This is a genomic window from Psychrobacter sp. AOP22-C1-C5, from assembly GCF_052378885.1.
In the GTDB taxonomy this organism is placed as follows: Bacteria; Pseudomonadota; Gammaproteobacteria; order Pseudomonadales; family Moraxellaceae; genus Psychrobacter.
In genome coordinates this window covers 79,559-89,557 of record NZ_JBQSYC010000010.1, presented here as the reverse complement: position 1 = coordinate 89,557, position 9,999 = coordinate 79,559, and the positions used below count along the sequence as shown (strand labels likewise).

10 protein-coding genes are annotated in these 9,999 nt (G+C 40.8%); 5 read left to right on the top strand and 5 right to left on the bottom strand.

Translation table 11 applies throughout. The features are described from left to right. Positions 1-650: 650 nt before the first annotated feature. Both ACT3TH_RS11960 and ACT3TH_RS11955 read right to left on the bottom strand, forming a co-directional pair. Complete coding sequence (locus tag ACT3TH_RS11960; protein ID WP_444756057.1) at positions 651-1,505, bottom strand: hypothetical protein; 855 nt, start codon at positions 1,503-1,505, stop codon at positions 651-653. Positions 1,506-1,653: 148 nt separating this feature from the next. After that, positions 1,654-1,854: a hypothetical protein gene (locus tag ACT3TH_RS11955; protein ID WP_444756056.1), complete on the bottom strand. Its 201-nt coding sequence runs from the start codon at positions 1,852-1,854 to the stop codon at positions 1,654-1,656. Between the two features lie 715 nt (positions 1,855-2,569). Between ACT3TH_RS11955 and ACT3TH_RS11950 the strand changes: the two genes are divergently transcribed. Together ACT3TH_RS11950 and ACT3TH_RS11945 are read left to right on the top strand one after the other, a co-directional pair. Further along, positions 2,570-2,695 carry a hypothetical protein gene (locus ACT3TH_RS11950; protein ID WP_444756055.1) on the top strand — a complete coding sequence of 42 codons (126 nt, stop codon included), beginning with the start codon at positions 2,570-2,572 and terminating at the stop codon, positions 2,693-2,695. A gap of 325 nt (positions 2,696-3,020) precedes the next feature. Beyond that, the gene (locus tag ACT3TH_RS11945; RefSeq protein ID WP_444756054.1) at positions 3,021-3,659 is read left to right on the top strand and encodes a LysE family translocator; all 639 of its coding nucleotides are present in this window, start codon (positions 3,021-3,023) and stop codon (positions 3,657-3,659) included. A gap of 64 nt (positions 3,660-3,723) precedes the next feature. Here ACT3TH_RS11945 and ACT3TH_RS11940 read toward each other — a convergent pair whose 3' ends face one another. Further along, complete coding sequence (locus ACT3TH_RS11940; protein WP_444756053.1) at positions 3,724-4,620, bottom strand: LysR family transcriptional regulator; 897 nt, start codon at positions 4,618-4,620, stop codon at positions 3,724-3,726. A gap of 201 nt (positions 4,621-4,821) precedes the next feature. Here ACT3TH_RS11940 and ACT3TH_RS11935 point away from each other — a divergent pair, with 201 nt between their 5' ends. Continuing rightward, positions 4,822-5,499, top strand: a complete 678-nt coding sequence (locus ACT3TH_RS11935) for a glutathione S-transferase family protein (RefSeq protein ID WP_444756052.1) — start codon at positions 4,822-4,824, stop codon at positions 5,497-5,499. A gap of 38 nt (positions 5,500-5,537) precedes the next feature. Next, positions 5,538-6,665: a zinc-binding dehydrogenase gene (locus ACT3TH_RS11930; RefSeq protein ID WP_444756051.1), complete on the top strand. Its 1,128-nt coding sequence runs from the start codon at positions 5,538-5,540 to the stop codon at positions 6,663-6,665. Positions 6,666-6,758: 93 nt separating this feature from the next. Here ACT3TH_RS11930 and ACT3TH_RS11925 read toward each other — a convergent pair whose 3' ends face one another. Next, entirely contained in the window at positions 6,759-7,547 is a 789-nt protein-coding gene (locus ACT3TH_RS11925; RefSeq protein WP_444756050.1) for a DUF2071 domain-containing protein, read from the bottom strand. A 135-nt stretch (positions 7,548-7,682) separates the two neighbouring features. On the opposite strand from ACT3TH_RS11925, the gene ACT3TH_RS11920 reads away from it, so the two are divergent. Further along, entirely contained in the window at positions 7,683-8,810 is a 1,128-nt protein-coding gene (locus tag ACT3TH_RS11920; protein ID WP_444756059.1) for an NAD(P)/FAD-dependent oxidoreductase, read from the top strand. A gap of 9 nt (positions 8,811-8,819) precedes the next feature. Here the strand turns inward: ACT3TH_RS11920 and ACT3TH_RS11915 are convergent, their stop codons facing one another. Further along, positions 8,820-9,818: a hypothetical protein gene (locus ACT3TH_RS11915; RefSeq protein ID WP_444756049.1), complete on the bottom strand. Its 999-nt coding sequence runs from the start codon at positions 9,816-9,818 to the stop codon at positions 8,820-8,822. Positions 9,819-9,999: the final 181 nt, after the last annotated feature.

The following is a 9,999-nucleotide window of genomic DNA, read 5'->3' as shown; positions in this document are numbered from 1 at the left end:
ACGGTAATTGTCAACACACCCTAGTTTGCATCAATATTTATTTTACTCTCTTATACTTCATAAATTTATTTCTATTATTTGTAGTTAACTCTGTATCATTGTTTTGGAGTATTTATAGTGAATCGCACAGGGATAGTCGCTCGCTGCTTCAATTAGCATGTGAACGGTGCGTTCTTTAATCTCAGGAGTGTAGGTTTGTCTTTTAATTGTCGTAATCTCTCAGAAGTTGAGTCTCCGACAATCCCGGTGAGGTTCATTCTACCTTAAATAATAATATCAGAGCTCTTATCACGCGCACCTACGAAAGTTTATCAAAGCTATTGAACTGGCAAAATATCACTCTATCTTTTGGGTGATCATCGAAAAATTCTTGATAAGTAGACTCAAGTCTTCGAATACTTATCTACTTTCATATACACTCTATAATAAATGAGAATTGTGGTACACAGTCTAAGTCAGATATTAAGGTTCATGAACCATTTATTTTCCTCCTCACTATAGAGCATTGTTTTTACTAGCTAATCATCTCTGTTAACTCGTGAACCTGACTTTAGGTACGCATAAGTTAAATAAAGTCTATGTGTTAATAACTTCATGGTACAGACTGAGCTCCTTGTATATCAAGTGCTCAAGAATTAGATAAACCAAAGCTATTTAACCAACTCAAACTGCTGCTTGGACGGACGATATTCATAAGTTCTGATGTCTTTGGTGCGTGGTGCTATCTCTTTACCATTACGATAGTTGACGGAGGTATTTTCGATAGTCACAGTCAGTGGATAAAAGCCGCCAGTCATAGGCTTATAAAGTTCATGACTGACATGCCCCTCACCCTCATGATAGATAGATTTTCTTGCTATCTCATTATGATAATCAAGATCTATCTCAGCGACGGGTTTTACCTTGCTATCTATGGAAGCATACATAGTCCATAGACAGCCACTTTGCCCACCTTTGCCGCCGCAATGCTTGCCCGTCCAAGCGTATTTGTCATCGCCAACTTGAGACAGATCAAAATCATAGAGCTGACTTCTACCTGAGCCGCCAGTATAGATAAAAGGGTCACTTGAGGACATGACCCAAGCGTTACCTATACCTATTTTATACAGCTCAAATAGACCACCAATACCGGGGTAAGCGTTACCTGATTTTCCATCATAAACGTAGCCTGAGGCTAGCAGATACAGCCGAGTCTCACCGTTGACTTCCTCAACTTGATACTTGATAGGAGCGATGCAGTAGCTGTCCTTAAAGATATAATCACTGCCTTTGTTATCGAAGACTTCTTGTTTATGATAAAGGGTACAACCGCGCAGTTTGTCATAGTCTGAGCCATAACTGACTGTCATGACGTTATTGATGGCTTGAGCAATATCTGCTGGAATAGGCATTTGCGGCAAAGTTGGGATTTGTGCGGTCGTTAAGGTTGAGACTATGGACGCGCAGGTAGCGATCAGCAGTGGACTTATCGTGCGTGAGGAATTAGATGGGCGTTTGTTTATCATAAATTATACTTTTCTTATGGTAAGGGAGTGAGTGTATTTAAAGCAGCATCTATTATTTCTAGTCTCTCTAATATTACGATGAATTGCACCCTACACGACTACATACACTTTATTATTGTTCCTTTTTAAACAACTAAATTTGAAAATTTTATTCATAACTCTGTGTTTCAATATTAAAAAACAACTCTTCACTACCGTGATTATACTTAGCATCTAGGCTTCTGCGAGTAAGGCGGATTGGATAATATTTAGCGTCTTGTGGTATTACCTTGTAGCTGACCTCATAGTTATATTTTGCGCCTCCAATCATACCATCCTCTCCCTCAATATTAGTTCCTGCATCAGCCACATAATAGGTATTGACCCCCGCCGTCAAATCCGTACAGTTAAACTGAGGAGATTTAGTTACGCAGATAGTATAAGGTGGTGTATTGATGGACTTGTGATAGATGATTAATCAGCTTGCACATATACATGTATTGCTTATTCAAGTACTCTCTAGGATTCTCTCGTCACTAGGATAAATACCAATTCAATCTACCCCGTCGATTATCTGTCATAGTTTTGGATCCTAGATGGTTTGCGCTCGAACTTCGTATATTCCCAAGCTCTTCAATAAATGTTCTCTATCAGACATAACTCTTTTCAAATAAATATGCTGTATAACAATCCAGCGATAAATAAAAGAGACGAAAGCTTCTCACCCCATATTATCAGTCTATGCCATAGATTATTCTTCTCCATATCAGAATTACCAATATTATTATACTTATTGATAAAATCATCGCTCAATACACCTTTTTACATAAACTGTCCCATTAATTGATGTATGTTACTTATATATTCTAATATAATTTAGCTTACAAAAGTAGATTAAAGTATTAAGAAGTAATTTTCACAGTCAGTGCTCAACCATTACTTTATCCTTTCTACTAAAAAATTGACCGTCGCCTCCTTTACTCTACAAAACACACTACAAGAATTGAAAAGCAAGATTCAAGAATACTTTGTTATAAACCTTCTTTAAACTAAGTAGACACCATTATGTGAAAGAGTATTGAATCATGCATAAAACAATCGCACCAAAAGTCCTCTATTTTGGGACGCCCGTCGCCCTCATTGGAACATTGAATGAGGATGGTACCGCTAACTTAGCACCTATATCCTCAATATGGTGTGTCAGTCATTAAATGACATTTGTCTATATTTTTTCTAATAATTACTAAAAACTTGGTTATTTCTTTGTTTTGCTTCGCATTTTTAATATACGATCTGGTAATACGGAAAGATATGTTGCTAAGGGGATCTATAAATTTCCCATGCTTACTGCATAGCTCCTATTAGTGCCTCTCCCAGTCTTTTTCTGACTTTATCGCTGATATACTCTTTATTCAAAACGTTAATTAAATAACGATCACATTAACCTATCTGTTCAAGAAAATTAAGTATTCTGAGTTCTATACAGTGATAAACTTACCTTTCGTAGAGATCGACATAAATTCATAAGGAAGAAAGATGGTTACAAGTGCAAGTTTATTTGCTGTATCGCTAATAGCATTAGGAGGTGTGTTATCCCCTGGGCCAAATATGATGTATTTAATCTCAAGATCCATTTCTCAAGGGCGTACTGCGGGAATGATATCATTGGCCGGAATTGGCTTGGGATTCTTAATATATATGATTGCCTCGGCTATCGGTTTAGCTGCTTTGTTTAAGTCAGTTCCAATCATGTATGATATTGTAAGGACTCTAGGGGCCGTGTATCTAGGCTATTTAGCTTGGAACATGATTAAGCCGAAAGGTAAATCAGTGTTTGTCGCTCATGAGTTCAAGCCTCATTCACCTCTACATCTATTCTCAATGGGCTTCATTACTAACTTATTAAATCCCAAGATTGCGCTAATGTATGCAGCTCTTATTCCACAGTTTATTGATCTATCCAATGGTTCTACTTTTAGTCAATTCATACAACTAGGTATGGTGCAAATAACAATAGCAGTTATAGGTAATGGACTCATTGTACTGAGCGCGTCTTCAATCAAAAATACCGTGTCTAAAAAACCCTATATCATGCTTATCCAAAGATGGTTATCAGGCACTATACTTGGGCTATTTGCGATTAGTATGTTAAGACAAAAAACACCTACTGGCTAAAAACTTGAATTTATCATTATCCAGCAAACTTCTTTCCATAAGTACAACTAACAACTAAGTAGAATCATTTTATCCTTTCTACCAAAAAATCGACCGCCGCCTTTACCTTGGGTACCAAATATCGCTGTTTTTGATACAGCAAATAAATCGCCATATCCGCATGCTGAGTGACTGTCAACTCATGCTCAAACGTCAGCTCTTGTAGCGCACCCGACTCAAGGTAGGATGCCAACGCCCAACGTGTAGACATTAAAATACCGTCACCCGCGCAGGCTCTTTGTGCCAGCCATGGCCCATTGTTTGAAATCGCTACTACGGACCCTGAGACATCATGCCATTGCTCATCCACATAACATAACCAAGGGGTTCGCCCTGATGGTGCTTTAAAATAAAGTCCCCTATGTTTCTTTAACTCCATGACATGGTCAGGTATGCCATATTTTTCCAAATAGCTGAGGGACGCCACTGGAATAAATTCATTATCCATGAGCCTTATTGCAAGCACGCGCTCGTTTGGTGCATAGCCACCACGAATAGCAATATCGACATCATCACGTCCCAGTGTTGATAGCTCGTCACTCAAACTAACATCAAGCACGATTTTCGGATACAACGCACTAAACTCATCCAGTAACGGCAGCAGTATTTTTTCACCAAAACCCACCATCGAGCTTATGCGTAGACGTCCGATGGGTGTTGTTTGATAACTGCGTACCGTTTCTTTGCTTTGCTCTAGCTGATTCAATATGTGCTGCATATCGTTATAATAAACCTGCCCTACCTCTGTCAGCTTCACGATTCGAGTCGAACGCTTTAGCAGTGTGGCGCCCAAACTCTTTTCTAAATCGGAAACTCGTCTTGATAAAGAGGATGGCGGCACACCAAATACCTTCGCCGCTTTGCTAAAACTGCCTGTCTCGACCACTTTACTAAAGTATCGTATCGCCCGTAACTGATCCAAAACCTATCTCCATTCAATAAATAGTCAATTTTCCAACATATCTGTATCAATTACTAAGTAATTTGACCTTATTATTGTCTTAAAGGCAATAGTGATTCGCGTTTTGCCCTATATATCACCTTATTAAAAACAGCGATAATATGTTTAGCTTAAGCTTCCCTAATAAAAACAACCCAAACACCAATAATGGAAAAATAACATATGATTACTTTGCACGGTTTTGCTTCGAGCAATTACTACAACATAATAAAACATGCTCTGTTATATAAAGAAATCCCATTTCAAGAAAACCTTATATTTACTGGTAATGACGAGTTGCTTGCTGTCAGCCCAATGGGCAAAGTACCTGCTATCACAACAGATGAAGGCGTTAGTCTTTCAGAGTCGAGTGTCATTTGCGATTACATCGAAGAAGCGTACCCTGCCATACCTTTGTACCCTGAATCTCCCACAGAACGTGCAGCTGTGCGTCAAATTATGAAAATAGCAGAGCTTTATTTTGAATTGCCAAGTCGCCGCCTAATTTCTTATGTTTTTTCAGGCACCGATGCACCTGATGCCCTCAAACAAGAAGTACGTCAAGTGCTCGCCCGCGGCATTCCTGCTTTAAATCGCTTGTGCCAGTTTTCACCTTGGATTGCGGGTAAGGAATTTACGATGGCTGATATCTATATGCACTATGTCAACGCTATCGTCCAAGCCGTGGGTTCAACTCAGCTCGACTGGGATGTTCTGGCAGAGATACCGGGTATGAAAGAATGGAGTAAGGCTATGAGACAATCTGACATTGCCCAGAAGATAGAAGCAGATCGCGCAGCAAGCATGCCCGAATTTATGACGCATGTGAAAGCTCAGATACAAGCGGCGCAATCTAAATAATACTGAGAATAAAATATAATCAATTAGGAGTAAACATTATGACCGATAGAAATAAACAACTGGTTTCCACCATCAGCGATGACAATAAACTAACCCTATCTTTAAAAGACATCGAGATGCCACAACCAAGTGCTGACGAAGTCGTCGTTCGCATGGAAGCCATGCCATTGAATCCGTCTGACTTTGGCGTAATGTTCAGTGCCGCCGACATGTCAACTGCCACCCAGTCAGGCACCGATGACAGCCCTGTGATTACCGCTGACGTACCTGCTAAAGTCATGCCAGCACTCAAAACACGTGTGAATAAAGACACGCCCGTAGGTAACGAAGGCGCTGGCACCGTTATCGCAGCAGGCTCCTCGCCCGCCGCACAAGCACTAATGGGCAAGATGGTTGCTGTCATTGGCGGCGGAACCTATCGTCAGTATCACTGCGTTAATGTAAAAAGCTGTATAGAGATGCAAGACGGCACGACAGCCAAAGAAGCCGCCTCTTCTTTTGTGAATCCACTTACCGCATTAGCGATGGTCGAAACCATGCGTGCTGAAGGCCATAAGGCTATCATTCATGCAGCAGCGGCGTCTAGCCTCGGCCAAATGCTCAATCGTATCTGTATGGCCGATGGTATTGATCTCATCAATATCGTGCGTAAAGAAGAACAAGAAAAAATATTACGTGATATGGGTGCAAAATATGTGGTCAATTCAAGCAGTGATACGTTCATTGCGGACTTAACCGCAGCGATTATCGAAACAGGTGCCACTATTTCATTCGACCCTATTGGCGGCGGCAAGTTATCCAGTGATATTCTAAACTGTATGGAAGCAGCTATCACCCGTGATGTAGAAGAATACAGCGTATATGGCTCAAACACTTTTAAACAAGCGTATATCTATGGAGCGTTAGACCGTGGCCCTATTACCATAAACCGTAATTTTGGTTTTGCTTGGGGCATTAATGGATTCTTATTATTCAATGCACTTGGCAAGCTAGGTTCTGAAACGGTCGCATCGATGCGCAAACGCGTGGCAGAAGAAATCACCACTACATTTGCCAGCAGCTACACGCATGAAGTAACGCTAGAAGAGGCCTTGCAACTAAAATCAATCGCTGCCTATGGCAAACAAGCGACTGGTGAGAAGTATCTAATCACACCTCAGGGCTAATCGTTGCTTAAAAAATAACTTTGAAATAAGAAAAAGCAGATATCGATTATGATGTCTGCTTTTTTTGTGCTTATTGATGCGCTTGTTAAGTTTTTACTCGATAACGGTAGGTGGTAAGTAAATCGTAAATTCGTTTATTGGCTCTATTAACACACTATAAGGGACACTTTGCTCTGCCTCCTCAACTATGCCTAAATTAGACAAAAGCTTAAAACTAGCAGACTTTAGCTTTGCTGGTTTGACTTTGAGTTCTTTGTGCCATACTCGATATGTACCTAATTTTTTGTCCCTTCGATAATAGAACCCAGCAAGAGGATGGGTAAGATACACCAATGCTGACTCAACGTCAGGGAAGCCAGGAAACTCTAGTTCATCGAATTTTGATTGCACTATTTCAACCGAAGCTTCAGCCCAACTGGATGAAGTTTCCATATGATACTTTTCATACAGTCCGGTTGATTCATTGAAAGAGCAATCAAAAGTTACTCTTCCAGTATGCCATGGCAAACTCCATAAGTATCTAGGAACTGCTAACGTCCACGAATCGAGCGTTGTACCAAGAAACCATACGCAGCGCTCTTTAGTTTCATTATCGATTATATAAATACGATAGTTTGTTTGCCCCATGGTAAATTTCGGAAAGGGAAAAACAGCTGAAGTAAAATCGACATCGATAAAAGGCACTACTGATACTAGCCCCATCTCTTGTCCGTCTATCTCTACGACATCTAGTTGAAATCGAGAAGGAAATAACCCTTTGAACCTATCCGCTGGAACGGCGTAGGTTATGATCGCAAAATGCTTCAAGCCACAAAGAACGTCTACACCTTTCGGTTTAGGCCGCTCTATCAGATAATCTTCTAACTTACGTGATTCTTGCACGATACTTCCTCAAAATTTAACGTCTCATTAAGAAACAGTAAAAACGATAGGTAGAAATTTACAGCCATAACGACTACCATCATCTTGCCACTATGTTAGAACGATTTTTCCAATCAAAATTCGGCAGGTTGATTCATTGATGCGCTAGAAGTTGGCCAAGGGGCTTCGGGCCGCAATGCAGGCTTCATTATTGATTTGCCGCATAATTTAGATCCAACGGAACCAAATGCAGAAGTAAATACTAAAGTTCGAGACTTAAACAGTTTTGCTATTCAGCGTTTAAAGCGTATTCAAGAGCAACAAGGCTTGGATGTCAGTTGGCATAAGGCTGGCAAGTATTTGGCAGCTCATGAAGAAAAGCACTTCTCAGGCTTGACGGATTTTGTGAATACGCTAGAGGCCATTGGAGAGCCGTACGAGATTCTAAATGAGGATATGCTTGCCGAGAGATTGGGCACTCATTACTATAAGCGCGCGGTTTATACATCAGGCAATATATTGGTAAACCCAGCAGCTTTGGCAATTTCTGTCGCCAGCGCCCTACCAAGCAATGTGACTTTGCTAGAGAACACACCAGTCCAAGCCATAGACTTAACCAACAAGATTATTCAAACCCCAAAAGCACGACTTAATGCCGATACCATCGTCTTAGCCACCAATGCTTTTACAGAAAAATTTGGCGTATCTAACAGAATTACACCGATATTTACCTATGCCAGTTTGACTCGCCAGCTAAATGATAATGAAATGAAGAATTTTAAAGGCATAGAACAAGGTATAGAACCTTGGGGGTTGACCTCTGTCCATCCTGCTGGTACTACGGTACGCTTTACATCAGATAATCGAATTTTTATCCGCAATACGTTGAACTATCAGCCGCATTTATCCAGCCCTAAGACAGTCCTCGATAAAGCAAAAGCCACACATCGTAAATCGTATCTGGCGCGTTTTCCACAACTGGCAGATGTTCCTTTTGAATACACATGGGGCGGTATGATTTGCGTGACCATGAATCACGAGCCTGTCTTTAAAGAGCATACTTCTGGCATATACGTGATGGCTGCTATGAATGGCGTTGGGGTGGCAAAAGGCACTTATTTGGGTCACTATATGGCAGAGTACATTTGCGGTAAAGAAAGTCCGGAGCTAGATTTTATCCTCACTCATTCAGCGCCGAGCTGGATACCGCCCGACCCGCTGCGTAGTATTGGCGCGTATATTAGACTTTCTTTTGAAGAACGCATGGCAAAAGGCGATATTTAGTTCTTTACGCTAGTCATTTGTCTCACGATACACCGTAATCTGCGACTCTTCTCTAAAATCCTCGTAAGTGATGGCAGGTTCGGTATTTGAAGTAGTATCTAAAGTGGCGGTTGTTGGTTCCGCCGTATCATCAGATGTCGCTACTTGGCTCTTATTGACTGGGCTGGCTTGTTGCGACGTGACGGCTGACGGATTGCTAGGACTGGTATCAGCCAATGGTACATTGTCTACCGCCGTTGGTGCTGGAGTTGTACTGACATTGGCAACGCTTTCAGTTGCTGCTTGCGCCTCTACCTCGCTACTCATATTTGCGTTAGCCGAATTGGATACATTACTCTGCGGTGAAGGTGACAATATCCCAGTAAAGATAAGTATCGCTACGACAACACCGATCAGTAGCGAGCCTAATATCATACCAATGATGAGTGGTTTTTTGCTATTTGCCAGCTTATCAGGTGATGGTGCTTCTTTTTGATCGGCTGGTTGTGTTGGTAAGTCCTGATGTACTAATCTGCTATCAGTCTCTCGACCATCAGGCAAAGGTACCGTCTCTTCATTATCCGGCAGCACAGTAGGCTCAGGTGCTTGACGGCTATCGTTTATATCATCACTAACGAAGTCGAAGCCAAATGAATCATTATCTAAATCACTATCTCTAAACGATTTATTTGCATTTACTCTCTCGCTTACTGATGCTTCTTTGTCTAAATCTGAAAAATCAAAGATGACATCCGTAAATTCAAGAGCTACTTCCCTATCTTCTTTTTGAGTGTCTAATAGGCTACGCTCGTATGTATCCAGAGGCACATGCGTGGACAGGTTTTGAGCATTGTCCGCCTGTTGTCCGCCTCCAGTCTCATGACTCTCATCATAGTCCTCGTCGCTATTGTCAACACGATTGATAAAACGTTCGTAAATGTTGTTGGTACGGTTACGCGAATTTTTACCGACTATTTCAGCCAGTTTTTCTTCAAAATCCGTATCAATGTCGTTTTTTTTGTCGCTCATAGAATAATACCAAACCAGTTTATTCTACTGGCATCAAATGACTGCTAGAATGAAGTTATGATGTTTCTTGCTAAAATGTAACGATGTCGTTAGCAAACAATATAATTGCTCACCTCGTTATCTTCAAGCACAATTTATTTGGTGAACTCAATATTTTTAAAATATGACTAAAATACGCTAC